25 protein-coding genes are annotated in these 26,101 nt (G+C 54.2%); 23 read left to right on the top strand and 2 right to left on the bottom strand.

Annotated features, from left to right (window positions below):
* Window positions 1-18: 18 nt before the first annotated feature.
* The 22 genes from ACEN93_RS08425 to fabF all read left to right on the top strand — a co-directional run bounded on the left by ACEN93_RS08425 (window position 19) and on the right by fabF (window position 24,256).
* A complete protein-coding gene (locus ACEN93_RS08425) occupies window positions 19-258 on the top strand; it encodes a LapA family protein (RefSeq protein WP_039770550.1) in 240 nt (79 codons plus the stop codon).
* Window positions 259-482: 224 nt separating this feature from the next.
* On the top strand, window positions 483-1,559 hold the full coding sequence (gene rfbB, locus ACEN93_RS08420) for a dTDP-glucose 4,6-dehydratase (RefSeq protein WP_495611302.1): 1,077 nt from the start codon (window positions 483-485) through the stop codon (window positions 1,557-1,559).
* Window positions 1,556-2,449, top strand: a complete 894-nt coding sequence (rfbD, locus tag ACEN93_RS08415; protein ID WP_039770545.1) for a dTDP-4-dehydrorhamnose reductase — start codon at window positions 1,556-1,558, stop codon at window positions 2,447-2,449. The genes rfbB and rfbD overlap by 4 nt, the downstream gene beginning before the upstream one ends.
* Entirely contained in the window at window positions 2,446-3,366 is a 921-nt protein-coding gene (gene rfbA, locus ACEN93_RS08410; protein WP_052266588.1) for a glucose-1-phosphate thymidylyltransferase RfbA, read from the top strand. The genes rfbD and rfbA overlap by 4 nt, the downstream gene beginning before the upstream one ends.
* 61 nt (window positions 3,367-3,427) lie before the next feature.
* Window positions 3,428-4,390: a UDP-glucose 4-epimerase family protein gene (locus tag ACEN93_RS08405; RefSeq protein ID WP_039770543.1), complete on the top strand. Its 963-nt coding sequence runs from the start codon at window positions 3,428-3,430 to the stop codon at window positions 4,388-4,390.
* Entirely contained in the window at window positions 4,387-5,397 is a 1,011-nt protein-coding gene (locus ACEN93_RS08400; RefSeq protein WP_039770541.1) for an MraY family glycosyltransferase, read from the top strand. The genes ACEN93_RS08405 and ACEN93_RS08400 overlap by 4 nt, the downstream gene beginning before the upstream one ends.
* A 527-nt stretch (window positions 5,398-5,924) precedes the next feature.
* Window positions 5,925-6,779, top strand: a complete 855-nt coding sequence (locus ACEN93_RS08395; RefSeq protein WP_074688022.1) for a dTDP-4-dehydrorhamnose reductase family protein — start codon at window positions 5,925-5,927, stop codon at window positions 6,777-6,779.
* A gap of 16 nt (window positions 6,780-6,795) precedes the next feature.
* Window positions 6,796-7,806, top strand: coding sequence for a polysaccharide biosynthesis protein (locus tag ACEN93_RS08390; protein WP_039770539.1), 1,011 nt, complete (start codon window positions 6,796-6,798; stop codon window positions 7,804-7,806).
* On the top strand, window positions 7,799-8,920 hold the full coding sequence (wecB, locus tag ACEN93_RS08385; protein WP_039770538.1) for a non-hydrolyzing UDP-N-acetylglucosamine 2-epimerase: 1,122 nt from the start codon (window positions 7,799-7,801) through the stop codon (window positions 8,918-8,920). Before ACEN93_RS08390 ends, wecB begins: the two co-directional genes overlap by 8 nt.
* A 152-nt stretch (window positions 8,921-9,072) precedes the next feature.
* Entirely contained in the window at window positions 9,073-10,251 is a 1,179-nt protein-coding gene (locus ACEN93_RS08380) for a methyltransferase domain-containing protein (RefSeq protein WP_495611301.1), read from the top strand.
* Window positions 10,248-11,462, top strand: coding sequence for a glycosyltransferase family 4 protein (locus tag ACEN93_RS08375; protein ID WP_495611300.1), 1,215 nt, complete (start codon window positions 10,248-10,250; stop codon window positions 11,460-11,462). The genes ACEN93_RS08380 and ACEN93_RS08375 overlap by 4 nt, the downstream gene beginning before the upstream one ends.
* Window positions 11,459-12,682 carry a glycosyltransferase gene (locus ACEN93_RS08370; protein ID WP_039770534.1) on the top strand — a complete coding sequence of 408 codons (1,224 nt, stop codon included), beginning with the start codon at window positions 11,459-11,461 and terminating at the stop codon, window positions 12,680-12,682. The genes ACEN93_RS08375 and ACEN93_RS08370 overlap by 4 nt, the downstream gene beginning before the upstream one ends.
* A complete protein-coding gene (locus tag ACEN93_RS08365) occupies window positions 12,679-13,476 on the top strand; it encodes an ABC transporter permease (protein WP_039770532.1) in 798 nt (265 codons plus the stop codon). The genes ACEN93_RS08370 and ACEN93_RS08365 overlap by 4 nt, the downstream gene beginning before the upstream one ends.
* Window positions 13,477-13,484: 8 nt before the next feature.
* Entirely contained in the window at window positions 13,485-14,867 is a 1,383-nt protein-coding gene (locus ACEN93_RS08360) for an ABC transporter ATP-binding protein (protein WP_490841091.1), read from the top strand.
* Window positions 14,868-14,873: 6 nt separating this feature from the next.
* Window positions 14,874-15,920: an acyltransferase gene (locus tag ACEN93_RS08355; protein WP_490841092.1), complete on the top strand. Its 1,047-nt coding sequence runs from the start codon at window positions 14,874-14,876 to the stop codon at window positions 15,918-15,920.
* 167 nt (window positions 15,921-16,087) lie between these two features.
* Window positions 16,088-17,110, top strand: a complete 1,023-nt coding sequence (locus ACEN93_RS08350) for a glycosyltransferase (protein WP_495611299.1) — start codon at window positions 16,088-16,090, stop codon at window positions 17,108-17,110.
* Window positions 17,111-17,115: 5 nt separating this feature from the next.
* Window positions 17,116-18,135: a glycosyltransferase gene (locus ACEN93_RS08345; protein ID WP_495611298.1), complete on the top strand. Its 1,020-nt coding sequence runs from the start codon at window positions 17,116-17,118 to the stop codon at window positions 18,133-18,135.
* Window positions 18,132-19,358 (top strand): glycosyltransferase family 4 protein, encoded by a 1,227-nt coding sequence (locus tag ACEN93_RS08340; RefSeq protein WP_039770525.1) that lies wholly within the window; start codon window positions 18,132-18,134, stop codon window positions 19,356-19,358. Before ACEN93_RS08345 ends, ACEN93_RS08340 begins: the two co-directional genes overlap by 4 nt.
* A 147-nt stretch (window positions 19,359-19,505) precedes the next feature.
* Entirely contained in the window at window positions 19,506-21,500 is a 1,995-nt protein-coding gene (locus ACEN93_RS08335; protein WP_039770523.1) for a polysaccharide biosynthesis protein, read from the top strand.
* Between the two features lie 110 nt (window positions 21,501-21,610).
* A complete protein-coding gene (locus ACEN93_RS08330) occupies window positions 21,611-21,946 on the top strand; it encodes a ComEA family DNA-binding protein (protein ID WP_039770521.1) in 336 nt (111 codons plus the stop codon).
* Window positions 21,947-22,160: 214 nt separating this feature from the next.
* A complete protein-coding gene (locus tag ACEN93_RS08325; RefSeq protein WP_085668130.1) occupies window positions 22,161-22,955 on the top strand; it encodes an SDR family NAD(P)-dependent oxidoreductase in 795 nt (264 codons plus the stop codon).
* A gap of 26 nt (window positions 22,956-22,981) precedes the next feature.
* Window positions 22,982-24,256: a beta-ketoacyl-ACP synthase II gene (fabF, locus tag ACEN93_RS08320; RefSeq protein WP_495611297.1), complete on the top strand. Its 1,275-nt coding sequence runs from the start codon at window positions 22,982-22,984 to the stop codon at window positions 24,254-24,256.
* Here fabF and ACEN93_RS08315 read toward each other — a convergent pair.
* Complete coding sequence (locus ACEN93_RS08315; protein ID WP_085668132.1) at window positions 24,253-24,810, bottom strand: TetR/AcrR family transcriptional regulator; 558 nt, start codon at window positions 24,808-24,810, stop codon at window positions 24,253-24,255. The two genes, fabF and ACEN93_RS08315, sit on opposite strands and share 4 nt — an antisense overlap.
* Before the next feature lie 175 nt (window positions 24,811-24,985).
* On the opposite strand from ACEN93_RS08315, the gene ACEN93_RS08310 reads away from it, so the two are divergent.
* Window positions 24,986-25,837, top strand: coding sequence for an urea carboxylase-associated family protein (locus ACEN93_RS08310; RefSeq protein ID WP_495611296.1), 852 nt, complete (start codon window positions 24,986-24,988; stop codon window positions 25,835-25,837).
* Window positions 25,838-25,880: 43 nt separating this feature from the next.
* Here ACEN93_RS08310 and ACEN93_RS08305 read toward each other — a convergent pair whose 3' ends face one another.
* On the bottom strand, window positions 25,881-26,048 hold the full coding sequence (locus tag ACEN93_RS08305; RefSeq protein WP_007950938.1) for a DUF2897 family protein: 168 nt from the start codon (window positions 26,046-26,048) through the stop codon (window positions 25,881-25,883).
* Window positions 26,049-26,101: the final 53 nt, after the last annotated feature.

Below are 26,101 nucleotides of genomic sequence, written 5' to 3'. Positions count from 1 at the left end.
ATAATCAAGGAGTCGCGCATGCGTAACCTCAAACGCATTCTTCTTGGCGTGCTTGTTCTTTTGCTGATGCTGGTAATACTGGCATTTGTTCTTGAAAACCAGCAGTCGGTTTCGTTGCTGTTTCTCGGCTGGGCTGGTCCACAATTGCCCGTGTCCCTGGTGATGGTCCTGGCGCTTTTGGCAGGGATGCTGATTGGTCCCGTGCTGGGGTGGTTTTTAGGGCGATCCTCCAGAGCTGCGCGCAAGCGCCTTGTCTGATGGGGCGGTTGGGGCGCACCCCTGAAATTGCGCCGCTTCCTGTCTGCATCCATTAGTAAAACGTTCATTAAGCTGTAAAATGCAACCCTTGTTCGATAGTGGCTAAATCCCACTTCGGCACAGACTGATTCCGGCAATGGCCCTCATCTCCAGACGGCTTGCGCATCCATGGATTAGACGGTGCTCCGATCGGTGCCGTCAGTGACTCAAGGGTATGTTCTTTCGTGAAAATTCTAGTGACTGGTGGTGCTGGATTTATCGGCTCGGCAGTAATTCGGCATATTATTGCCAATACTTCTGATGCGGTTGTAAACGTCGATAAGTTGACCTACGCCGGCAATCTCGAGTCATTGGCCGAAGTTAGCGATAGTCCCCGTTATGCGTTCGAGCAGGTCGATATCTGTGATCGGGAGCAGATTGACCGTGTTTTTCGTGAGCATCAGCCTGATGCGATCATGCACCTCGCTGCAGAGTCCCATGTAGATCGTTCGATCTCCGGTCCTTCGGAGTTTATTCAGACCAACATTATCGGCACTTACAATCTGCTCGAAGCGTCGCGTCTGTATTGGCAATGCCTGGAGCAGGGCCGCAAGTCGCTGTTTCGCTTTCACCATATTTCGACCGATGAAGTGTACGGTGATCTTGAGGGGGTGGATGATCTGTTTACTGAAACCACACCTTATCAGCCAAGTTCTCCTTACTCTGCCAGTAAGGCAAGTTCCGATCATCTGGTGCGCGCATGGAGTCGCACCTATGGGTTGCCGGTTCTAATTACCAATTGCTCGAACAATTATGGGCCTTGCCATTTTCCGGAAAAACTTATTCCACTGGTTATTCTCAATGCCCTTGAAGGCAAGGCGTTGCCTGTTTACGGCAAAGGTAATCAAGTGCGTGATTGGTTGTATGTCGAGGATCATGCTCGAGCGTTGTACAAAGTTGTGACTGAAGGTGTTGCAGGGGAGACCTATAACATTGGTGGGCACAATGAGAAGCAGAATATCGAAGTCGTTAAAATACTCTGCGCGTTGCTCGACGAGTTGTGCCCGGAGTCGCCACATCGTCCTCACGCTGGCTTGATCACCTACGTCCAGGATCGCCCGGGGCACGATCAACGCTACGCGATCGACGCAAGCAAGATCCAGCGCGAGTTGGGCTGGGTGCCATCGGAAAGTTTCGAAAGCGGTATTCGCAAGACTGTCGAGTGGTATCTGAAAAATACCCAGTGGGTCGCGAACGTGAAGAGCGGCAGCTATCAGCAGTACATCGACCAGCATTACCGTAACCGCCCGGTTCAAGCATGAAAATTCTGTTGCTCGGAAAAAATGGTCAGGTCGGTTGGGAGTTGCAGCGTTCTCTTGCCCCATTGGGGGAACTGATCGCGCTTGACCGGCTTGGCCAGGCTGGCTTGTCCGGGGATCTTTCGGATCTGCAGGCTCTGCGCGCAACGATTCGCCAGGTGGCTCCCGATGTTGTGGTCAACGCCGCGGCCTATACCGCAGTGGACAAGGCTGAATCCGATACTGAAATGGCTGACAGGATTAATGCGCGTGCAAGTCAGGTCATTGCCGAAGAAGTTGCATCCCTGGGCGCCTGGCTGATTCATTACTCTACCGACTATGTATTTGACGGGCAGGGTGATGCACCTTGGCGCGAGGCGGATCAGACAGCCCCTCTCAACTACTACGGCTTGAGCAAGTTGAACGGTGAGAACGCCATTATCGCCAGTGGCTGCCGCTATCTGATTTTTCGCACGAGTTGGGTTTACGCGGCACGAGGCAATAACTTCGCGAAAACCATGCTTCGGCTGGCCGCAGAGCGAGAGACGTTGAACGTTGTCTCTGACCAGATCGGTGCGCCTACAGGGGCTGACCTGATTGCCGACGTGACGGCCTTGGCGCTGCAAAAAGCACTGCGGCAGCCAGAATTGGCAGGTATCTATCACCTGGTGGCTGCCGGTCAGACGTCATGGCGCCAATATGCCAGCTATGTAATCGATTTCGCCCGGGCCCACGGCGAGAATGTTCTGGTCAAAAGCGTTGCCCCAGTGCCAAGTACTTCATTTCCGACTCCCGCTCGACGTCCCCTTAATTCCCGTCTGGATACTCAGAAAATCCGGGAGAATTTTTCTCTGAACTTGCCGGAATGGGAAGTCGGAGTTACTAGAATGCTGATGGAAGTTCTGAATAAATGATGGCTACAACTCGTAAGGGAATTATTCTGGCCGGTGGCTCGGGCACTCGTTTGCACCCACTGACGCTCGGTGTATCCAAACAGATGCTACCGATTTACGACAAGCCGATGATCTTCTATCCGCTTTCAGTGCTGATGCTTGCGGGGATGCGCGAGATCCTGATTATTTCCACGCCTGAAGATTTGCCGAGTTTTCGCAAGTTACTGGGCGATGGTAGTCGATACGGTATTTCGCTTTCATTTGCCGAACAGCCTAGTCCTGATGGGTTGGCGCAGGCTTTCATCATCGGCGAGGAGTTCATTGGTGATAGCCCGTGTTGCTTGATCCTCGGCGACAATATTTTTTACGGTCAGCATTTCTCCGACAAACTGCGTTCGGCAACCCATCAGGAGTCGGGAGCGACGGTATTTGGTTATCACGTTTCTGATCCGGAGCGTTTCGGTGTGGTCGAGTTCGATGCCGAAGGTCGTGCGCTGAGCATTGAAGAAAAGCCGGCCCAGCCAAAGTCCAATTACGCGGTCACCGGGTTGTATTTCTATGATAATCGGGTCGTTGAAATCGCTAAAAACATCCAGCCTTCTGCGCGTGGTGAACTTGAGATCACTGATGTCAACCTGGCTTATCTGCACCAGGATGCGTTGAAAGTCGAGTTGCTGGGGCGTGGTTTTGCCTGGCTGGATACCGGAACTCATGATTCGTTACTGGAAGCCAGTCACTTCGTTCATACCATCGAGCAGCGCCAGGGTTTGAAAGTGGCCTGTCTGGAAGAGATTGCCTACTACAACGGTTGGATTAGTGCCGATCAATTGCGGAGTCAGGCACAGACACTCGGTAAAACCGGTTACGGTCAATATTTAAGCAAGCTCCTGCCTCCTGCTGGAAATAAGGAAAATGCCCCGCCGAAAACCTCGAATTGATTGCATGTCGATTCGGGGCAGACACAAGCGCAGTTTCAGGATGAATATAAAGGGGAATTGAGTGAATAAATCCAGGGTGCTTGTGACAGGTGCAAGCGGATTTGTAGGGCGTGCGCTGAGCGAAAAACTGCTGGCGAGTGAAAGTTTCCTCCCTGTTTGCGCTGTTCGTGACCTGGCTTCGGGACCCTTGCAGGCCGAGCGAATTGTTTACGAGTTGGAAAGTGGGCTTTCGGTTGAGGCGATGCGTGGCGTCGACACTATCATTCATGCCGCTGCGCGCGTACATGTCATGAAGGCGGCGCAGTCCGATGATCTGACTGCGTTTCGCAAGGCAAATGTCGAAGGCACTTTGAAGCTCGCGCGCAGTGCTGCGCAGGCGGGGGTTCGACGGTTCATTTTTATCAGCTCGGTCAAGGTCAACGGTGAGCAGACCCTTCCCGGTAAACCTTATCTGGCCACTGATGTGCCCGCACCAGTAGATGCATACGGCATTTCCAAGTCGGAAGCGGAAACCGCGTTGCGCGATTTGGCCGCAGAGACCGGACTGGAAGTCGTGATTATTCGACCGCCCCTGGTCTATGGGCCTGGTGTGAAGGCCAACTTTCAAAAGATGCTGGGTTGGGTTGATTCCAGGCTGCCATTGCCGTTCGGCTCGATTACCAATCAGCGCAGTCTCGTTGCGCTGGAGAATCTGCTGGACCTGATCGTGCATTGCATCAGGCATCCGGGTGCGCCGGGCAACACCTTTCTTGTCAGTGACGGCGCAGATTTGTCCACGACTCAATTGCTTCAGGGCGTGGCTCGAGCGCTGGGCGTGCGTTCGGCATTGGTACCCGTTCCTCAGCGGCTGTTAGCCGCCGGGCTGATCCTTCTGGGTCGGCGAGCGCTGGCGACACGCTTGTGTGGGTCGCTGCAGGTCGATATCAGGCACACCTGCGAACTGTTGGGATGGGCGCCGCCGGTTGGAAGTCAGCAGGCGTTGGATCGTGTAGCCAAAGACTATCTGGAAACTAAAAAGAAATGAGTTGGTTATTGCTGGTTGGGGTATTCCTCGCTTCTTGGTCGCTCACGTTCGTCCTGCGCAGCTACGCACTGCGCAACAAACTCATGGATGTACCCAATGCGCGCAGTTCCCACAGCATCCCGACGCCCAGAGGCGGCGGTGTTGCCATCGTGGTTTCATTTTTGGCGGCGTTGTCGGTCTGTGTGCTGACTGGAGTGTTGCCTCAAGGGCAGTTCATTGGTTTGTTTGGTGCGGGTATCGCTGTCGCCCTGATTGGTTTTGCCGATGATCATGGGCACATTGCCGCGCGCTGGCGATTGCTTGGGCATTTTGCTGCGGCTATCTGGATTCTGATTTGTTTTGGTGGGTTGGCCCCGCTGGATATGTTCGGTTTCAAAATCGACCTCGGATGGTTTGGGGCGGTTCTGGCATCGATTTATCTGGTCTGGGTGCTCAATCTCTACAATTTCATGGATGGCATTGATGGCATCGCCGGCGCCGTGGCGATTTGCGTGACGGTGGCCGGAGCCATTCTGTATTGGTTGTGTGGGTTCACTCAGGAAGTCTGGGCGCCGCTGCTGCTCGCGAGTGCCTGTGCCGGATTTCTGGTCTGGAATTTCCCGCCAGCGAAGATTTTCATGGGCGATGCAGGGAGTGGTTTTCTCGGCATAGTGCTCGCAGGCATGGCGCTTCAGGCTGGCTGGGTCGAGCCGCAACTATTCTGGAGCTGGCTGATATTGATGGGGGTGTTCATCGTTGATGCCACCTACACCATGCTGCACCGACTGATTCGTGGTGAGAAAATCTACGAGGCTCATCGCAGTCATGCCTATCAATATGCTTCTCGCCAACACCTCAGCCACAAGAAGGTAACGGTGGCGGTCATTCTGATCAACGTCCTTTGGCTGACGCCTCTGGCTTTTTGGGTGGGGAAGGGCGGAATGGATGGCGTAAGCGGCCTTTTGCTCGCCTATCTGCCATTGATTGTGCTCGCGATCCGATACAGCGCTGGCAAAGCGGAAGCTTGACTGGGAGCGACGGGCTTGGCCGCCTATTCTTAAAGCGCTGCAATGGGTGTAACCACCGTGCAACACGGTGTGCTGCATGAATGGCAAGCGGTCGCCCGGCGCTCAATAATGGAAAATTGTATGGTAAACTTCGCTGGTTTTTATAAGGTGATGGCATAAGGCTAGCAGCTGGTGCGATTTTTTCCTTGTAAGACCCCGGCAGCGCCGCTGCCGGCATGGGTTTGTGTGTGTATTCGGCAGTACCTCTTTGCAGGCGTACTCGAAGCCTGAACCGCATTTCCTGGGCTGCATGGATGAACAGCGGGTTCCTGGCAGGCGTTTCCGGGGCGTGATTGACCTGAGTTCTGGTGTTTCCGGAGCCGGGTCGATTTTTTTGGTTACCGGATTTGCCGAGGGGGCTCTGCCTCGCATTGAGTAGAGATTCGCGATACGCCCTCCTTTGGAAGCAGCGCATCAAGACGTCCAACTGATGAGTAGGAACCAGGTCACGAACAGCAGTTCTGGCCTGGGAAGTGAGGAGTAAGGTAATGAAAGTTTTGGTGTTGGGTGTTTCCGGAATGCTGGGTAACGCAGCCTACCGAGTTTTGTCCGCTAATCCCGAGTTGAGGGTTTTCGGTACGGCTCGAAGTGAAGGTGCCCGCAAGTTTTTTTCACCGGCCTTGGCCGAGAACATCGTACTGGGCGTTGACGTCGAAAGTCAGGACTCTCTTATCAAGGCTTTCGGTACGGTCCGTCCCGATGTCGTGATCAACTGCGTAGGTCTGGTCAAGCAACTGTCCGATGCCAACGATCCACTGATGGCCGTGCCGATCAATACGCTGCTCCCGCATCGTCTGGCCGCATTGTGCAAGGCCGGTGGCGCCCGACTGGTGCACATCAGTACCGATTGTGTCTTTTCCGGGAAGAAGGGCGGCTATCTCGAATCCGATTTTCCGGATGCCTATGACCTCTATGGTCGCTCCAAATTGTTGGGCGAAGTGGATTATCCACACGCGATTACTTTGCGCACATCGATCATCGGTCGCGAATTGTCCGGCGCCCGCAGCCTTGTCGGCTGGTTCCTCGCGCAGCAAGGCAAGGTTGACGGTTTTACCGGTGCCGTGTTCTCCGGTCTGCCGACCATGGAGCTGGCGCGAGTGATCAACGAGTTCGTCCTGCCACGACCGCACTTGCACGGCTTGTACCATGTAGCCGCCAAACCGATTAATAAGTACGACTTGCTAAAGCTTGTAGCGAGCACTTATGGGAAAGACACGGAGATTGTCCCTTCCGATAGGCTGACAATTGATCGTTCGTTGAATGCAGACCGTTTTGCGGAGGCGACAGGCTACGTTGCCCCGGAATGGCCTGTATTGATCAAAAACATGCATGACTTCAATTAAGCGCAAGGTTTAGACAATGTTTGATAATAAAGTATTGATGATTACCGGTGGCACAGGCTCATTCGGTAATGCTGTTCTTAATCGTTTTTTGAAAACCGACGTCAAAGAAATCCGTATTTTCAGTCGTGACGAGAAAAAACAAGAGGATATGCGGATTGCGCTGAACAATCCGAAGCTCAAGTTCTACATTGGTGACGTTCGCAACTTCGACAGCATTCGTGGCGCGATGAAGGGCGTTGACTACGTTTTTCACGCAGCAGCATTGAAACAGGTCCCATCGTGCGAGTTTTACCCGATGGAAGCTGTGCGCACCAACGTACTCGGTACCGAAAACGTCATGCAGGCAGCGATCGAGAACAATGTCGAGCGCGTTATCGTGCTCAGCACGGACAAGGCTGTCTACCCGATCAATGCGATGGGCATTTCCAAGGCAATGATGGAAAAGCTCATGGTTGCCAAGGCGCGCATGCAGTCGGAAGGCGAAACCGTTTTCTGCGCTACCCGTTACGGCAACGTCATGGCTTCCCGCGGCTCGGTAATTCCGCTGTTTATCGAGCAACTGCGCGATGGCAAGCCGATCACCATCACCGATCCGACCATGACGCGCTTCCTGATGTCCCTGGAAGACTCCGTCGATCTGGTACTGCATGCATTCGAACACGGCGAACAGGGCGATATCTTCGTTCAGAAAGCGCCTGCATCGACCATTGAAGTGCTCGCACAGGCACTTAAAGAACTGTTCCAGAAAGACAACGAAATTCGCATCATCGGCACTCGTCACGGTGAAAAACTGTTCGAGTCGCTGGTTGCACGTGAAGAGTTGGCGAAAGCCGAAGACATGGGTCAGTACTACCGTGTGCCGGCCGACAATCGCGATCTGAACTACGCAAAGTACTTCGTGGAAGGCGAGGCCGAGGTTTCCGCGCTCGAAGATTACACTTCCCACAATACCGAGCGCCTGGATATCGAAGGCGTGAAGAAGTTGCTGTTGAAGCTTTCCTACATTCAGGAGCAACTTAATGCTTAAGGTAATGACGATTGTCGGGACCCGTCCTGAACTGATCAAGATGTCGCGTGTGATCGCCGAATTTGACGAGCACACGAAGCATATCCTCGTCCACACCGGGCAAAACTTCGACTACGAGTTGAACGAGGTATTTTTCGAGGAAATGGGTATCCGCAAGCCGGATCACTTCCTCGGGGCCGTCGGCGCCAACGCCGCGCAAACCATCGCACGCGTCATCGAGAAAGCCGATGAAGTGCTGGAAGCCGAGAAGCCGGACGCCTTGATGCTCTACGGCGATACCAATTCCTGCCTGGCCGTCATTGCTGCCAAACGCAGAAAAATCCCCGTCTTCCACATGGAAGCCGGTAACCGCTGCTTCGACCAGCGTGTTCCGGAAGAGCTGAACCGCAAGGTTCTCGACCATTTGAGCGACATCAATCTGGTGTTGACCGAGCATGCTCGTCGCTATCTGCTCGACGAAGGCATTCCACCGGATCGCATCATCAAATCCGGCTCCCACATGGAAGAAGTGCTTAATCACTTCATGCCACAGATCGAGGCATCGCCGATTCTCGACGAGCTGGGTCTGAAGTCGAAGCAATTCTTCGTCGTGAGCACTCACCGCGAAGAAAACGTCGACACGCCGGCAAACCTGCAGGATCTGCTGGACACCCTGAAGGCGCTGGTTGAAACCTACGACATGCCGGTTATCGTTTCCACCCACCCGCGTACTCGTCAGCGTCTGGAGGCTCTGGGCCTGGACGGCCTGGATTCGCGAATCCGGTTCCTCAAGCCGTTCGGTTTCTTTGCCTACATCAAGCTGCAGAAGGAAGCGTTCTGCATCCTGTCCGACAGCGGCACCATCACCGAAGAAGCTTCGCTGCTCGGTTTGACCGCAGTGACCATCCGCAACGCCCACGAGCGTCCGGAAGGCATGGACCAGGGCACGCTGATCATGAGCGGCCTGAAGTCGGAGCGGGTTCTCGATGCCGTGCGTATCGTGACCAGCCAGGATCAGGCAGGTGCCGTGCGTCGCGTGGTTCCAGACTACGAAGGTGGCCTGGTATCGCAGAAAGTTTTGCGAATTGTTTTGAGTTATACAGATTTTATCAATCGGACTGTTTGGTCGAAGTAAACGTGGGGGCATCTACTCCTGCTGTACATGTGACGTTGTAGATGCCCTGGTTTTTTGTTTGATGAGTTTGTACCGATCAACACTGATTAATAAGCAGCTCGGCAAGCGGTAGTGTTTGTTAAAGCTTGTTAGATGCTAAAGGATGAAGAAACGTGAATACGACTGTCGATGCAAGTGTTGTCTGGTGTGATCGGGATGAGTTCCATAACAAAGCTGCCGGTTTTATCAAGCCGGTGTCCACCGTGCTGGATATTGGTTGCGGTATCCGCCCGCAACAGTACATCACCCCAGAATTGCTGATCTGTGTTGAACCGCATCTTGAGTACGTTGAAGTGCTCAAGACAAGCCTCAAAGACGCGAATGCAGTCATTATTCCGCTGGACGCCAGCAAAGCGTTGGCCGGGATGCCGGATCGCTCGATCGATTCGATTTTTCTCATCGACGTTATCGAGCACATGGACAAAGACGTGGGCGCTCAAGTGCTGCTTGAGTGTCAACGTGTGGCGCGTCAGCAAGTCATTATCTTCACTCCCTTAGGCTTCATGCCTCAGGAAATTCACGCTGGCGATGTGGATGGCTGGAACCTTCACGGCGGTGAGTGGCAGGATCACAAATCCGGTTGGTACCCTGAAGAGTTCGCTGGCTGGGATGTCATTGCCTGCAAGCATCTTCATCTGCAGGATTACCTCGGACAGGACATTACTCCTCCGTATGGCGGTTTCTACGCTGTTAAAAATATCCAGAAAGTGGCCAATCACTTCAACGATCTTTATTCCAATGATGTGGTGGATAGTCAAACTTCTAACCTGCCTTGGTTGCTGGAGTCCTTTCCGCTTCTGGGTGAAAAGGTCGTGGCCCGTGACATCAGCACCAGCCATCTGAAATGTGGGATTGCATCCTGTCAGCGCACGACTGAGCTGTTCATAGAGCTCGGTGCAACCGAGCCTCAGGATGTCATTTTCGCGAAGGCCGCTCAGGAAAAATCTGAAGCGCTATTGCGAGAGACTCGTCAGCACAACGAACGTATCAAGGCGTTCTCCGAGCAATTCGCACGTTTGAATGACTTGGGGGCCGAATTCGCTGGTTTGTCTGCTCAGGCTGCAGAGTTGTCTGCTCAGGCTGCAGAGTTGTCTGCTCAGGCTACAGAGTTGTCTGCGAAGAGCGAAGAGCTTGCATTCAAAGAGAGTCAAATTCAGGCAAGAGAGAGTGAACTCCAGCAACAGACAACTGCATTGTCTGCACGCGCCGAGCAGTTAAACGCTTTGGAACGAGGCATTACTGAAAGCCTGTGTGGCAAGGTCAGCCGTAAAGTAAGAGCTCTGTTTAAATGAAAGTTCTTCAAGTCAATGGCTACGAGTCCCCTGGTCGTCGTTTTAATGGTCTTTCCATTACGCCGCTTCTAAAAAAATACGATGTCGAATCCCGGCATCTTATTTGGGAAAAGGACACTCAGAACCCGGACGTGCTGACGTTCGAGGGGAAAAATACAAGGAAAATCAACCGGATCCTCAATCGGGTTGAGCGTTTGACCTCGATGCAATCAGTGCTTTACACGAATGCCAGGCAGATGATGAAAATGCCAGCGTTCGAGGAAGCGGATGTGCTGCACCTGCACATTATCCACTCGGGCTATCTGAGCCTGGGCGACTTGCCCGAGATCACTCGGCGCAAGCCTACAGTGTGGACACTGCATGACCCGTGGGCCATGACAGGACATTGCGTCTATCCGTTCGAGTGCAAACGCTGGATGACCGGTTGTGGCAAGTGCCCCGACCTGGACATCCACTTCCCGCTGTTGATGGACACCACACGTTTTCTTTTTCAGTATAAAAAACGTGCGTACAACAAATCGAAGTTCGATGTCATCGTGGCCTCCAAATGGATGCGCGATATGGTCGAGGCTTCTCCTCTTTTCGAGGATGTTGATATCCATCAGGTGCCTTTTGGCCTGGATCTGGACTTTTTCAATCCGAATGCTTCGCCGGATGCACGCAAGCGCTTCGGCATTCCCGATGATGCCTTGGTCATTTGTTTCCGGGCGGTCGATAACCAGTTTAAGGGCTTGCCTTACATCATCCAGGCGCTGGAGCGCATCAGCGCCAACCAGCCGGTATGTCTGTTGACTCTCAACAGCAAAGGTTTGATGGAGCAATTCAAGGATCGATTCCAGCTTGTTGAGTTGGGTTGGACCAATGATGAAGAACTGGCCCGTGATGCGTTCGTTGCATCCGACATCTTCCTCATGCCTTCGATTGTGGAAGCCTTTGGCGTCATGGCCATTGAAGCGTTCGCCTGCGGCAAGCCGGTGATCGTGTTCGAAGGCACATCGTTGCCGGAAGTGACGTTTGCACCGGAAGTCGGGGTGTCGGTGCCGATGCACGATGGCGAAGGGCTTTATCGCGCTCTGCAGCATCTGATCGACAATCCGGCGGAGCGTGAAGAACGCGGTCGCAAGGGACGAGAGATCGCCGAAAAGCATTATGGCGACGACTTGTACGCACAGCGGCTGGCGGAGATCTATAAAACGGTTGCTGCTAAATGAAAGTACTGCTTTTAACTGATATACCACCGTGCCGTAACTTTACAGCAGGTCTGGTGCTGGATCGGTTGGTCGGCTTTTTGCCCAAGGATCAGGTTGCCATCTGCGCAGTGGTTAACCCTGCGCTGAACCCGGAGATTCCTGCGGAGCTCGACGAAGTCCCCAAGCTTCTTCTTCGCAAGCCGCGGGAAGCCGCGGTACGTGTATTGCCGCGCAAGGCCGGGATTCTCTCGGCTTTTCCGTTCGAGCTGGTCCAGGCCAATCGTGTTCAACGCGAGCTGCTTCCGCAGATCGTCGAATTTGCCAAAACGCAGAAAGTCGATGCTGTGTGGGTTGTTCTGCAAGGGCAGACCATGGTGCGCCTGGCTCGCCAGGTGACCCAGGCACTCAATGTGCCACTCCTGACTCAGGTCTGGGACCCGTTCGGCTGGTGGCTGCAAGCGAATCTCATCGACGGTTTTACCCGTCGCCGCTTGCTCAAGGAGTTCGACCAGGTCATCAAAGGCAGTGCGTCCTGTGCGACCGCATCGTGGGCGATGTCCGAGAATTACACGAACAAATACCGTGTCGTGAATGCTCCGGTTATTGCGGGGTTGCCTCGTGAACTGGCCTTGCAGCCGGCTACGAAAGTGCATGATCGCGATGAGTTCATCATTGCCATGGCCGGTCAGTTCTACGCGCAGACGGAATGGGAATGCCTGCAACACGCATTGAATGCCTGTAACTGGAAAGTTGCAGGCAAGCGTATTCGTGTGCGGGTGATGGGGGGCGCGTTCAAGGTGTTTACCCAAAGTCCTTCGAATTTCGAGTATCTGGGCTGGCAAACTCAGGACGAGACGATTCGACTGCTGGCCGATTCTGATCTTCTCTACATGCCTTACTGGTTCTCCGGTGAGTACCACGAAGAGTCGAGCAACAGTTTTCCATCGAAGCTTGTTACTTATTTCGCTTCAGGCCGGCCGGTGTTTTGTCATGCGCCGAGTTACGCCTCTCCGGCGAAGTACATCAAGGCCAATGATGCCGGTTTCCTGTGCGAGTCGCTGGATACCTCCGTCATCATCAGTCAGTTGGAAAGGGCTGTGCAGGACAGCGAGGCTTACGCTCGTTTTGCCGCCAACGGCTATTCATGCTTCATGAAGGATTTCACGCTGGAGCGCATGAAAGAGTCATTTCTTGCGTTTCTGGGAAATCACACCAAAGCATCAATAGGGCTTTCTAATTGAGTCAGAATATCTTTACTGCTCATTTCCGGCATTTCGATCTCATCAAGCAACTCATCAAACGCGATGTGGACATGCGATTCAAGGGCGCCCTGCTGGGTGTCCTGTGGCCGCTGATCACGCCGCTGCTGACGTTGGCGATGTACGCGGTGGTGTTCGGATATTTCCTGCCTTCTCGCTGGCCTGGCGTTGAGGGAATTACCGGTTTTGCATTAATGCTGTTTCCCGGTCTGATTGTCTTTACGTTCTTTGCCGAATGCGTAAACCGTGCGCCCAACCTGATCACGTCGAATCCCAATTTCGTCAAGAAAGTGGTGTTCCCGGTCGAATTGCTGGTCTGGGTTCCTATCGGCTCGGCGGTTTTTCAGTTGTGCCTCAGTATCGTTGCATGGGCGGCCATTGCACTGTTTGTAAACGGTAGCCTTCAGTGGACCATCGTATTTCTGCCAGTCGTCATTGCGCCGCTGGTGCTTTGCCTGTTGGGCATTACCTGGTTCCTGAGCGCGCTTGGTGTGTTCCTGAGAGATATTGCGCAACTGACGATTGTTATCACCCAGGCATTGATGTTCTTCTCGCCGGTTCTGTATCCGCTCGACAAGCTGCCGCAATGGGCCAGTCGTCTGATCATGCTCAATCCGCTGTCGTTCATTGTTGAACAGGCGCGGTTGGTGATGATCAACGGTGCGATACCCAATTTCCCGGGCCTGTTGATCTACACCTGTGTCAGTCTGGTCGTTTGCTGGCTCGGCCTGCGTTTCTTCAGATCTGTCAGACACGGCTTTGCGGACGTTTTATGAGTATGGACATGACTACAGAAGTAAAGCCGCAGCCGGTCATCGAAGTGGTTGGTCTGGAAAAGGCATACCACATCTACGATGCGCCACATGATCGTCTGAAACAGATCTTTCTGGGCTGGAAGCGCAACTACTATCGAGACTTCCTGGCGCTCAAAGATGTCAATTTCGAAGTCCTCAAAGGGCAGTCGGTGGGTGTTATCGGTCGAAATGGTGCCGGTAAAAGTACTCTCTTGCAGCTGTTGACCGGCACCCTGACACCCACGAAGGGCTCGGTGAAAATCAACGGTAAAGTTGCAGCAGTCCTTGAGCTGGGTTCGGGTTTCAATCCTGAATTCAGCGGGCGCGAGAATATTTATCTGTATGCCAGCCTGTTCGAGCTGAAGAAGTCGTGCATCGAAGAGCGCTTTCAGAAGATTGTCGATTTTTCTGAACTTGGCGACTTCATCGATCAGCCGGTAAAGGCTTATTCCAGTGGCATGCAGGCGCGTCTGGCGTTTTCGGTAATTGCCCATGTCGATGCCGATATTCTGATCATTGACGAAGCGTTGTCCGTAGGGGACGCATTTTTCGCACAGAAGTGCATGCGTTTCCTGCGTCAGTTCCAGGAGCGCGGCACCATTCTTTTCGTCAGCCATGACCTGGCCGCTGTCACCGCTTTCTGCGATCACGCGATCTGGCTGGAAGGTGGGGTTGTGCGCGATGCAGGCTCCGCGAAAGATGTCTGCGAAAAGTACTTTGCCCAGCTTTACATGCAGCATACCGGCGCCGAGGGCGCAGCTCCCGTTGCAGAAGTTGCAGTAGAAGATGAGGAGTTTGAAGAGGTCATCGAGGAGGAGCCGGAAGGCGAGATCATTGAGCAGCGAATCGTCATGCAGGATGATGAGACGATTTGCAACGGTGCTCAGGAAATTGAATCTTTCGGATTCAATCCGCAGTCATCGACGTTTGGCACAGGTGGCGCAGAAATTCTCAACGTCAGCTTTACCAATGCAAAAGGTCGTCAGCTGACCGTTTGTGAAGGTGGTGCGGACGTTGTGGTGAAAGTTACGGCCAAGGCCATTCACGACGTTGATTTGCCGATTATTGGTTTCATCATTAAAGATCGGCTGGGGCAGCCATTGATCGGTGGTAACACTTATCACTCCTACAAGGAGTCGCCTGTCAGAGTCCGGGCCGGCAAGCGGGTCGACGCTGCGTTTCATTTCAAGTTGCCAATACTGGCGGTGGGTGATTATTCGATCGTTGCAGCGATTGCCAACGGCACGTTGCATGAGCATGTGCAGCTGCACTGGATGCATGACGCGATCCTGTTCAAAGTAGTTGCTACCAGCATCGACGGCGTGATCGTCGGGGCGCCGCTGGAAAAAATCATTCTTACCTCTAAGGCTTAACAACGAATGACACAACAACAAGATTTGGGACGGTTAGCTTGGGCGGATGTTTGTCGACTGATCGCAACGTTTGGGGTTGTTGTCATTCATATAGCCGCGCCCCTGTTTTATAATTATAAAAATACCGGTCAGTTTGATTTTCTAATGGCGACCGTAATTGATAGTTTTGTAAGGGTTTCAGTTCCCTTGTTTGCGATGTTGTCAGGGGCGTTGTTGTTGGGGCGTGATACTTCCAAGGCTTTAGGGGGGGTATTTGGCAGGGTAATGAGGGTTGCTATCCCTCTCGCTCTCTGGAGTGTTATCTATGTATTCTGGATGAATCATTGGGAAGGTCGACCCTTAAGCTTTTTTGGTGCTTTAAAGCAAGCGTTGAATGGTCCCGTGATCTACCATCTCTGGTTTGTCTATATGATTATTGGGGTTTATTTGATTTTCCCTATAATTCAAGTTTTATCTGTCGCCATGTTAAATAACAAGCGATGGGCTGCTTACTTTTTTGGCGTTTGGTTTGCGATTAACTCGGTAACGATTTATTTTCCGCTAGAGGTTGTTCCTCATCTTACCCTGCTTGAGTTTCTGAGGTGGCCTGGATATTTTTTGCTTGGTTTCTATTTGGTAAAGTCTGATTTTCTTGATTTTTTAACTGCTAGGGCAAGTTTTTGCTTGTATGTGTTCGCGAGCCTTGCGACATTCTTGATTACTTGGAAGCTGAGTGAGGCTTCTGGCAGTGCTTCGGAAACAGCCTTCGAATATACCAGTCCCAATGTTTTGATAGCGGCTATTTTTGCATTCCATGCGATAAAGAAAGTTAAGTTGCATCCAGTACTGTATCGGCCGGTGGCATTCCTTTCCAGTATCATGTTTCCTGTTTATCTGATGCATTTGCTGGTGATTGAACTCATCAAGGGTGGCATGCTCGGATTTACCTTGAATCTTGCGTCGATGTCGGCATTCTCGGCGATTTTCAGCCTGTCCTTGTCCACGTTTGCGGTGTGCCTGATTTTGGCTGCACTGACTCGTGTGATACCGTACTCGGCAAAATTAGTTGGTTAGCTATTCGATCTGGCGAAAGCCGCGGTTAAGCGGCTTTATTTGAGAGAGCAATGTCCATAAATAAAACTATCATTGTTCTAAAAAACTGCCAGGCACCGTGCGCGGATGCACTCATATGAGTATTGGGCGCACTGGTTTCGAAGTATTGTAAAAATACGGGTAGCATGATGAGTTTTTCTGATGACGATAATTTGATAGCTGAAGAGTTTAACCCTCGGGTTTCAATTGTTATTCCCGTCTATAATGGCGCAGATTTTTTAGCCGAATCAATTCAGAGCGCTCTCGATCAGACGTATGCTGATGTTGAAGTGATTGTTGTCAATGATGGTAGCAACGATGCTGGTGCGACCGAGCGGATCGCTCGGTCTTTTGGCGATTCCATTCGTTATCTTGAGAAAAGCAATGGCGGCGTAGCGTCTGCGCTGAACCTGGCAATCCAGCATATGACGGGAGAGTATTTTTCCTGGTTGAGTCATGACGATTTATATGCCGAAGATAAAATCGCCAGGCAGATTGCTTTCTTGTCGAGGCATGAGCCCGAGCGAACGATTGTCTATTCAGACTATTTCATTTTCACAGGTGTTGAAAAGAACAAGGCCGTCCGGATCGACATGTCGACTGTGCAGCCGGAGTTTTTTCGATACTGGATCACTGCACAAAGTACATTACATGGTTGCAGTCTGCTGATTCCCCGCGAAGCGTTTGAGGTGGCCGGTTCATTTCACGAAGGATTGCGAACCACTCAGGACTACGAGTTGTGGTTTCGGATGGCGGGTATGTATCGCTTCCTTCATCTACCCGAAGCACTTGTCAGTGCCCGCAGTCATGTGAATCAGGATACCCACAGAATTGCCGATGTAGCGTTCGCGGAGGCGGGGGATCTGTACCTTGGTTTTGTTAAATCGTTGGTGCCTGCAGAGATTCCAGGGCAGTCGGCTTCAGAGATCGGGGCCAGTTATTTGCGCCTGGCCTCGAGTCTCTGGCAGCGTGGTTTTAATGATGCGGCGGCCTACAGTGTCAAGATGGCTCGTCAATACGGTGTTTCTTTCACCGAGGTGCTGGGTTCACAATTGGTGGCGGTGTTCGCCAGGACCTTGCGGCGATACGCCCGTGCCATGCTTACGCCTCAGAGCCGGCAGGTCATTCGCAAGGCCGTCACGTGTTTAGTGCCCTCCCACAGAGGCCGTTAGTTCTCTTGAATATTCCTAAAAGACTGTTTCTTCATGCACCGAATGTTCATGTCGGCGGGGGCCTGAACTTATTGCAGGCGTTCTATGGCGCGGCGGAGTCGAGTATTGATTTCGAGCAACTGGATGTCCGGGCAAAAGCCGGCCTGAAAGCGGGGCGCGCTGAACGGCATTGGGTGCGCCCGACGTTGTTTTCCCGGTTGGCTGCTGAGTGGCGTCTGCGCAACCGCGTGAAAGCGGGCGATGCAGTCTTGTGCTTTCACGGGTTGGTTCCGCTGTTTCCTTTGAAAGGGCAAGTGACGGTCTTCCTGCAAAACAGGATCCTTCTCTCCTCAGACAGCCTCAAATCCTATCCGATCAAAACGAGGGTTCGCCTCTGGGGCGAGCGCTTGATGCTGAGGGCGTTTACCACGCGTATCGACAAATTCGTTGTACAGACGCCATCCATGGCGGAGCAGGTTCGCGGGTTTCTGGGGGAGCAAACCCCGGTGGTCGTCTGCCCGTTTGTGCTTGCTGAAGTTGATCAGGCTGATGTGCCTGCTGAAAAAATCTACGATTTTGTCTATGTGGCCAGTGCGGAACCCCATAAAAATCATCAGAAACTGATTGCCGCGTGGTGCCTGCTGGCAGAACAAGGGCTGCGCCCGAGCCTGGCGTTGACCGTGCCGTTCGATACTGCTTTGTCATTCCAGATCGAGGAGTTGAAGCGGAAGTGGGACTTGAATGTTTTCAATCTTGGCCAGTTGAGTTCCAGCGAAGTTTGCGCGTTATACGACCAGTCGAGCGCATTGATTTATCCCTCTACCACCGAGTCCTTGGGATTGCCGCTGATCGAAGCCAATGCACGTCAGCTGCCGATCATCGCCGCCGAACTGGATTATGTCCGGGATATCGTCGAGCCAGTGCAAACATTCGATCCATCTTCGCGCACGTCGATTGCCCGGGCGGTAAGACGCCACCTCGAGTCTGACGAGCCTGCACAGTTGATACATGGGCCCGAGGTGTTTCTGAGAGAAGTCATGCAATGAAGGTTCTGGTATGGACACAGTATTTCTGGCCAGAAAACTTCCATATAAATGAAGTGGTGGCGGAGCTGACAAGCCAGGGAGCGGAAGTCACTGTGCTGACAGGGAAGCCCAACTATCCCGAAGGCAGGATTTTTCCCGGATATCGTTCGCTGGGTTGTCAGGCCGAGGACTACAAGGGCGCGAAGGTCATACGCTTGCCCCTTTTTCCGCGCGGGAAAAATTCGGCCAAGGGACTGATACTGAATTATCTGTCCTTTATTCTTTCCGGCTACTTGCTGGCTCCTTGGGTATTGCGCGGATTGAAGTTCGACGTTGTCTTCGTTTATGCGCCGTCTCCTTTGTTGCAGGCGTTGCCGGCCATTTACGTGTCATGGCTCAAACGTGCACGTCTGGCCTTGTGGGTTCAGGACATCTGGCCCGAATCCTTGAAGGCGACCGGGTTCATTAACAATGACAAGGTCCTCAAGGGTATTGAGTACGTTGTACGTTACATATATCGATACTCCGACTCGATCCTCATCCAGTCAGAAGGCTTTCGTGATTCTGTTCAACGCCTCTGCCGTGATTGGTCGAAGATCAGGTTCTTCCCTAACTCTGCGCTGGAACCGGTTACCTCAAAGACGCCGGATAACTTCAATGTCAGTCGTCTCTGCGGTCACTTTTCGGTGGTCTTTGCCGGCAATATTGGCGTGGCACAGTCTTGCCAGACGATTGTCGAGGCGGCGAAGATTTTGCGGGAATACTCCGATATTCGCTTCTTTCTGGTCGGAAGCGGCAGTATGGAAGCCACCATTGCGGAAAAGATTCGTGATGAAAGGCTGGATAACGTCGAGTTGACGGGGCGTGTTTCTTCTGAAGAAATCACCAGCGTTTATGCTGCGTCTTCTGTTTTGCTGCTAACGCTGCGAGACGATCCTATTTTCGCCCAAACCATCCCCAGCAAGTTCCAAAGCTACCTCGCCGCCGGCAAACCCATTATTGCCAGTTGCAATGGTCAGACCGCTTTGATGCTGGCCGAGGCGGACGCCGGTTTGAGTTGTACCGCGCAGGATCCACAAGCGCTGGCTGATGCGGTTCTGGCGCTCTATAACACCAATCAGCAACGCCTTGCCGAGATGGGGCAGCGCGGACGCGAGTTTTTCCTCAACCACTTTTACCTGCCCGGTCGGGTCTCCGAACTGATCGAGTACTTCAATGACCTTTCGCTGCGCAGGTCCCGCTGAGCTTCGAGTTTTGCTCTGCTTGTTCGAATGGCGGAATAACGGCGACCTCGACCTCTTGTCATAATATATCTGTGACGTCGATCCTTACCTACGTACAATGCGTTCACCGATTGATGCAAGGAGTGGGGCACATTGGAACAGGGGCTTATGGATAGACTGCGCATGTTTTTGCTGAAACTACCGCGGCGACAAAAGCGGTTGATCCAGGTGCTGACGGACGTCGTTCTTGTCTGGCTGGCGCTGTGGATGGCATTTATCGTGCGTTTGGGCATTGATGAAATGATCAATCCCTTCAAGGTCCATGTCTGGCTGTTTATCTGTGCGCCGATCGTCGCGATCCCCCTGTTTATCCGCTTCGGCATGTACCGCGCAGTGATGCGCTACTTCGGCAATGATGCGCTGGTGGCCATTATCAAGGCTGTCAGTCTGTCATCGCTGATTCTCGCGTTGGTGGTGTATTGGTACAGCAACCACGAAGCCGTGGTTCCGCGCTCGATCATTTTCAATTACTGGTGGCTGAGCCTGGTCATCATCGGCGGCTTGCGCCTGTGCATGCGACAGTACTTCATGGGTGACTGGTTCACGGCTGCCCAGCATGTGCCTTTCACCAATCGCGATGACGGGCTGACCAAAGTGGCGATCTATGGTGCAGGCGTAGCTGGCAACCAGTTGGTGGCGGCATTGCGTATGGGGCGGGTCATGCGTCCTGTCGCCTTCATCGATGATGACTCGAGTATTGCCGATCGCTCCATTTCCGGATTGCAGGTCTACAAACCCAAGCATATCCAGCAGATGATCGATGTCACCGGCGCGCAGGAAATTCTCCTCGCATTGCCATCTTCCACCCGCGCGCGGCGCAGGGAAATTCTCAATCTGCTGGAAGGCTTTCCGCTCCACGTGCGCAGCGTGCCCAACTTCACCGATTTGGCTAGCGGCCGAGTCAAGGTGGAAGATATCCAGGAAGTCGATATTGCCGACTTGCTCGGCCGCGATGCGGTGCCCGCGCAACATGATCTGCTGGAACACTGCATCAAAGACAAGATCGTCATGGTGACAGGGGCCGGCGGCTCGATTGGCTCGGAACTTTGCCGACAGATATTTTCACTGAACCCGACCACGTTGATTTTGTTCGAGCACAGTGAGTTCAATCTTTACAACATTCTTTCCGAACTGGAGCAGCGCGGGATTCGTGAATCGATAGGTGTTCGGTTATTGCCGATCCTCGGTTCCATTCGGCACGCGGACAAGTTACACGATGTCATGAAGACCTGGCGGGTCGATACTGTTTATCACGCCGCCGCTTATAAACATGTACCGATGGTTGAGCACAACATTGCCGAAGGCGTGTTGAACAATGTCATTGGCACTTTGAATACTGCGCAGTCGGCCCTCAAGAGTGGCGTTGCCAATTTTGTGTTGATCTCCACTGACAAGGCGGTACGTCCGACCAATGTCATGGGAAGTACCAAGCGATTGGCCGAACTCACCCTGCAGGCGTTGAGCCGTGAAATCGCTCCTGTGCTGTTCGGCGACAAGGCCAATGTGTCCAGGGTCAACAAGACCCGTTTCACCATGGTCCGTTTCGGCAATGTTCTGGGATCTTCCGGGTCGGTGATCCCGCTTTTTCACAAGCAAATCCGCTCCGGTGGGCCATTGACGGTCACCCATCCGAAGATTACCCGATACTTTATGACGATCCCGGAAGCCGCGCAGTTGGTGATTCAGGCAGGCTCCATGGGACAGGGTGGAGATGTTTTCGTCCTGGACATGGGCGAGCCGGTGAAAATTGTCGAACTCGCGGAGAAAATGATCCATCTTTCAGGTCTGAGTGTGCGCTCAGAGCGCAATCCTCAGGGCGATATCGCGATCGATTTCACAGGATTGCGTCCGGGGGAGAAGCTCTATGAAGAGCTGCTGATCGGCGATAACGTGTCTGCCACTGATCACCCTATGATCATGAGCGCTAGTGAGGATTACCTTTCCTGGGAAGTGTTGAAGGGCCGTTTGAGCGAATTGCTCGATGCCGTGGAGCTCGATGATTATGCGCGTGTCCGCCAGCTCCTGCGCGAAACCGTCAGCGGCTATACCCCCGACGGCGAGATCGTCGACTGGATTCACCAGCAGCGCCGTCTCGAACCCTGATTGTTTCACATCCTGTAACGGACGCATTTTTGACTTGTCCCGATCATCGCCTAAGTTTGGAGAGCAGCTTCGGAAAAGCTGCTTTCTCAATTGATGATGGAGCGTCACTTATGCGTACCGGATATTTCTACTCCCTGATTTTTGCCCTGCTGACCAGCGCCTCTATTGCTGCCATTGCTGCGCCTCTGGCTTCTTCAGAAGCGAACAAGGCAGCCGTGGTGATGGACGCGTCAGCCACTTCTGAAAATCAGAAGGTCGATCTGAACGGTGCCGACGCGGCCACTCTGCAAAAGGAATTGGCAGGCGTGGGCGAGGCCAAGGCGAAAGCGATTGTTGCTTATCGTGAAACAAATGGGCCATTTGCGTCCGTGGATGAACTGCTCGAAGTGAAGGGTATCGGCAAGGCGATTCTGGATCGTAATCGCGACAAGCTGGAAGTGAACTAAGCTGATTGTTCAACGCCAAGGGGCCGGTCATTGACCGGCCCTTTTTGCTTCCAGGTGGAGCACAACACAGGAGGGCTACAGCCTTTCCGTCGGGAAATAGAAAATTATGGCTGTCATATTGCCTTGAGATTATGCCTATAATAATTTCAGTCGCCACTGAAGCCTTCTGCTTTTCAGCGGTCGTTCATTCCTCACGCATCCCAGGAGTATCGTCATGAATTCCCCGAAATCCCAAGGCACGGCGCTGGTCACGGGCGCTTCTTCCGGCATTGGTGCGGTGTACGCCGAGAGACTGGCGGCGCGTGGTTTCGATCTGCTGCTGGTCGCTCGTGACAAGGCGCGTCTGGAATCGGCTGCGAGCAAACTGCGAGACGTCCATGGCGTTGAAGTTGAAGTGCTCAAGGCCGATCTGACGCAAAAGGATGATGTGATCAAGCTTGAGCAGCGTCTGCGCAGCGATTCCAGCATCACGCTACTGGTCAACAATGCTGGCGTAGCGTCCAACGGATTGCTGGCCAACGCCGATCCCGATGAACTGGAGAAGCTGATCCAGCTGAATGTCACGACCCTGACCCGACTGGCTTCGGCCGCCGCCGCTGCTTTCACCAGCGCCGGGCGCGGCACGATCATCAACATTGCATCGGTGGTTGCCCTGTTTCCTGAGCGTTTCAATGCCACCTACAGTGCCAGCAAGGCTTATGTATTGAGCCTCTCCCAAACGCTGAATGCGGAACTCGAAGGCACTGGTGTCAAGGTGCAGGCGGTTCTGCCCGGAGTGACGCGCACCGAAATCTGGGAGCGTTCGGGTCTGGATGCCACCAATATTCCGGCGGAAATGGTCATGGAGGCGGGCGAGATGGTCGATGCCGCGTTGTCCGGTCTGGATCAGGGCGAGCTCGTCACGATTCCTTCGCTGCCCGATGCCGGGGAATGGCAAGCCTTCGTCGCCGCACGCCATGTGATGGCGCCCAATCTGTCCCATAGCTCGGCCGCCAGTCGTTACAAGTAAAATAAGTCGAGAGAGGTCAACCCGATATGGATCAGCGTCGAGTAGTTGTCACGGGTATGGGCCTGGTATCGCCCTTGGGAAGCAGCGTCGAAGTGGTCTGGCAGCGCTTGCTGGCCGGGCGTTCGGGATTGCGAAACCTGCCGGACGCGGTCATCGCCGATCTGCCGACCCGGGTCGGCGGCGTGGTGCCGACGATGGAGGAGGACGCCGAAGCGGGTTTCGATCCTGACCGCGCCACGCCACCCAAAGAGCAGAAGAAAATGGACCGTTTCATTCTGTTCGCGATGGAGGCTGCGCGGCAGGCGCTTGAACAGGCCGGCTGGCACCCGACCGAATCCGGCGCTCAGGAACGCACCGCCACGATCATCGGCTCCGGTGTCGGCGGCTTCGGCGCTATCGCCGATGCGGTACGCACCACCGACAGTCGTGGTCCGCGACGGTTGTCGCCGTTCACCATTCCCTCGTTTCTGGTCAATCTCGCCGCAGGGCATGTCTCGATCCAGCACGGTCTCAAGGGCCCGCTCGGTGCGCCGGTCACCGCGTGTGCCGCCGGCGTGCAGGCGATCGGTGATGCGGCCCGGCTGATTCGTGCCGGTGAGGCCGACATCGCGGTGTGCGGCGGTGCGGAAGCCTGCATCGATCGGGTCAGTCTTGCCGGATTTGCGGCGGCGCGGGCTTTGTCCAGCGGCTACAACGACACCCCTGAACGCGCCTCGCGTCCATTCGACAGCGGACGTGACGGGTTCGTGATGGGCGAGGGCGCCGGGCTGCTGGTGATCGAGTCCCTGGAGCACGCATTGGCACGGGGGGCGCAGCCATTGGCTGAACTGGTCGGATATGGCACCAGCGCCGATGCCTATCACCTGACCGCCGGGCCGGAAGACGGCAGCGGTGCACGGCGGGCAATGGAATTGGCGTTGGCCCAGGCCGGTATCGCGCCGGATCAGGTGCAGCATCTGAACGCACATGCGACCTCGACACCGGTGGGCGACCTCGGTGAACTGGCCGCAATCAAATCAGTATTTGGTGTGCAAAACAGGATCGCCGTGACCTCGACCAAATCCGCGACGGGGCATTTGCTGGGGGCGGCTGGAGGTCTGGAAGCGATCTTCACGCTGTTGGCGATCCGCGATCAGATCGTTCCGCTCACCCTTAATCTGGAAAATCCCGATCCGGCCAGCGAAGGCGTGGATATCGTCCACTGTCAGGCGCGGTCGATGCCGATCGAGTATGCGTTGTCCAACGGGTTCGGCTTCGGTGGGGTCAATGCCAGCGTGCTGTTCAAGCGCTGGCAGGCTTAGTCTTCCGAGCGTTTGAGGTGTTCGCGGGTGACGTCCAGAATCTGCTGCGCAAATTCAGGATCCGCGACACTGCGTGACAGCAGGAGCGCCCCGGCCAGTGTCGCCATGATGACGATGCTGCGCTCGGCGGTGCTCTCGCCTTCAAGGGTGCCTTCGATCTGGCCCAGGCGCGCCTTGAGCACTTCATCGCTGGTCGGGCTCGGCTGGCCGCGCAACCCCAGCTCCGATGAAATGGTAACCAGCGGGCAGCCTTCATGCGGCGTGGTCTGATGCCACTCGGACAGGTAGGTGTCGATGAACAGCTCCAGCGGGTTTTCCTGGGCGAAGATCTCCGCACACAAGCCGGCCACTTGATCTCCGGCCGCTTGCAGTGCTTTTTCAACGAGTTCGTCCTTGGACTTGAAGTGCGAGTAGAAACCGCCGTGCGTCAGGCCCAGCGCTTTCATCAATGGCTGCAGTCCGGTCGCACCGATGCCGTCCTTGCGAAACCGCTCGGACGCTTCCTTGATAATGCGCTGATGGGTCTGGGCTTTATGATCCTGCGAGTAACGCATTTAAACTCTCCGCAACAAGATCGCCATCTTAACCAATGCAAATTGAATGGTGACTGTACTTCTACTTCTAAAAAAACGGCCGGTGACTCCGACATGTTCGTAACAGCCACTCGCGGTTGGCACGGATAGTGGTTGCAGCTTGCAAAGTTGCCATCGCTTGAGGAGCAGGAGAATCATGTACAAAGACTACCCGGCCGCCTATCAGGTCAGCAAAGGCTCGGCGTTACAGGTCAATACACCTTTCTACGAACGGATTCGCGACCGCAAGGACGGGCGCACGCTGATCGAACAATTCGAAGTGCCGATCCGCACCGGGCGGGCCTGGCACGTGCCGGCGGGGCATGTGTTTCGTGTCACCACACCGGTCGGGCCCCAGGTGGGCGATTTCAATGTGTGGAACGCACACGATCCACGTGAACGGATGTGGGCGGCGCGCACCCGGCAGCTGCAGGGCGCGCATGTCAGCACTCATGACCGGTTGTGGTCGAACCTGCCTTTTCTGCGTCCGCTGGTGACCATCACCGATGACAGCCTGGCCGACTATGGCATCGACGAGCACGGCGGGCGCCTGCACGATTTGCTCGGCACCCGTTGCGATCCTTATGTGAACAAAATGCTCACCGGCGAGGATTTCCATCATCACTGCCATTCCAACCTGACCCGCGCCGTGTTGCCCCATGGCCTCACCGAGTTCGATGTGCATGACGTGCTGAACATCTTCCAGTGCACCGGCCTGAATCACGATGACCTGTATTTCATGAAGGCCTGCCCAGCACAGAAGGGCGATTATCTGGAGTTCTTCGCCGAAATCGACTTGCTGTGCGCGTTGTCGACCTGTCCGGGTGGTGACTTGTCATTGGCGATGTGGGGGCCGGACGCGCAGGATCCGCTGACCGTGTGCCGCCCGCTCGGTGTGGAAATTTATCGTCTGGACGATACGTTGCTCGAAGGCTGGAGCCAGCCGGAACGTGCGGCGTACAAAGGCCTGCATGGCTTGCACATCGCCAAGGCCGACTGGGAAAAGTAATCGCCACAAAAACAAACCCCGCCAATTCAGGCGGGGTTTTCGTTCAGCGGTCCTGCGCGTCCTTGATGTCCGCTTCGGCATTGCGTTCAGCGACGCGCTTGCGTTGTTCATCGGTCAGTTCGACCTTGTTGGCGGTGTCACGCAACATCATCAAACCGCCGACGATCGAGCCGATTGCAACGACCAGAATCAACCAGGCATACCAGGGCATAACGGCTCTCCTTAAAGGCAGGTTGACGGGCGAGGGTTTCGCCGTGCAACGCT

This window comes from Pseudomonas sp. Pseusp21, assembly GCF_059492145.1.
The sequence above is the reverse complement of the archived record's forward strand: the minus strand, read 5'-3'. Positions and strand labels throughout refer to the sequence as shown.

What these genes read in the sequence shown, in the direction of transcription:
- ACEN93_RS08360 (WP_490841091.1), top strand. Translation starts at nt 13,485, where the DNA reads ATGACTACAGAAGTAAAGCCGCAGCCGGTCATCGAAGTGGTTGGTCTG.
- ACEN93_RS08370 (WP_039770534.1), top strand. Translation starts at nt 11,459, where the DNA reads ATGAAAGTACTGCTTTTAACTGATATACCACCGTGCCGTAACTTTACA.
- ACEN93_RS08315 (WP_085668132.1), bottom strand. Translation starts at nt 24,810, where the DNA reads ATGCGTTACTCGCAGGATCATAAAGCCCAGACCCATCAGCGCATTATC.
- ACEN93_RS08350 (WP_495611299.1), top strand. Translation starts at nt 16,088, where the DNA reads ATGAGTTTTTCTGATGACGATAATTTGATAGCTGAAGAGTTTAACCCT.
- rfbD (WP_039770545.1), top strand. Translation starts at nt 1,556, where the DNA reads ATGAAAATTCTGTTGCTCGGAAAAAATGGTCAGGTCGGTTGGGAGTTG.
- ACEN93_RS08355 (WP_490841092.1), top strand. Translation starts at nt 14,874, where the DNA reads ATGACACAACAACAAGATTTGGGACGGTTAGCTTGGGCGGATGTTTGT.
- ACEN93_RS08425 (WP_039770550.1), top strand. Translation starts at nt 19, where the DNA reads ATGCGTAACCTCAAACGCATTCTTCTTGGCGTGCTTGTTCTTTTGCTG.
- ACEN93_RS08305 (WP_007950938.1), bottom strand. Translation starts at nt 26,048, where the DNA reads ATGCCCTGGTATGCCTGGTTGATTCTGGTCGTTGCAATCGGCTCGATC.
- fabF (WP_495611297.1), top strand. Translation starts at nt 22,982, where the DNA reads ATGGATCAGCGTCGAGTAGTTGTCACGGGTATGGGCCTGGTATCGCCC.
- ACEN93_RS08400 (WP_039770541.1), top strand. Translation starts at nt 4,387, where the DNA reads ATGAGTTGGTTATTGCTGGTTGGGGTATTCCTCGCTTCTTGGTCGCTC.
- ACEN93_RS08390 (WP_039770539.1), top strand. Translation starts at nt 6,796, where the DNA reads ATGTTTGATAATAAAGTATTGATGATTACCGGTGGCACAGGCTCATTC.
- ACEN93_RS08375 (WP_495611300.1), top strand. Translation starts at nt 10,248, where the DNA reads ATGAAAGTTCTTCAAGTCAATGGCTACGAGTCCCCTGGTCGTCGTTTT.
- ACEN93_RS08395 (WP_074688022.1), top strand. Translation starts at nt 5,925, where the DNA reads ATGAAAGTTTTGGTGTTGGGTGTTTCCGGAATGCTGGGTAACGCAGCC.
- wecB (WP_039770538.1), top strand. Translation starts at nt 7,799, where the DNA reads ATGCTTAAGGTAATGACGATTGTCGGGACCCGTCCTGAACTGATCAAG.
- ACEN93_RS08325 (WP_085668130.1), top strand. Translation starts at nt 22,161, where the DNA reads ATGAATTCCCCGAAATCCCAAGGCACGGCGCTGGTCACGGGCGCTTCT.
- ACEN93_RS08340 (WP_039770525.1), top strand. Translation starts at nt 18,132, where the DNA reads ATGAAGGTTCTGGTATGGACACAGTATTTCTGGCCAGAAAACTTCCAT.
- ACEN93_RS08335 (WP_039770523.1), top strand. Translation starts at nt 19,506, where the DNA reads ATGGATAGACTGCGCATGTTTTTGCTGAAACTACCGCGGCGACAAAAG.
- rfbA (WP_052266588.1), top strand. Translation starts at nt 2,446, where the DNA reads ATGATGGCTACAACTCGTAAGGGAATTATTCTGGCCGGTGGCTCGGGC.
- ACEN93_RS08310 (WP_495611296.1), top strand. Translation starts at nt 24,986, where the DNA reads ATGTACAAAGACTACCCGGCCGCCTATCAGGTCAGCAAAGGCTCGGCG.
- ACEN93_RS08330 (WP_039770521.1), top strand. Translation starts at nt 21,611, where the DNA reads ATGCGTACCGGATATTTCTACTCCCTGATTTTTGCCCTGCTGACCAGC.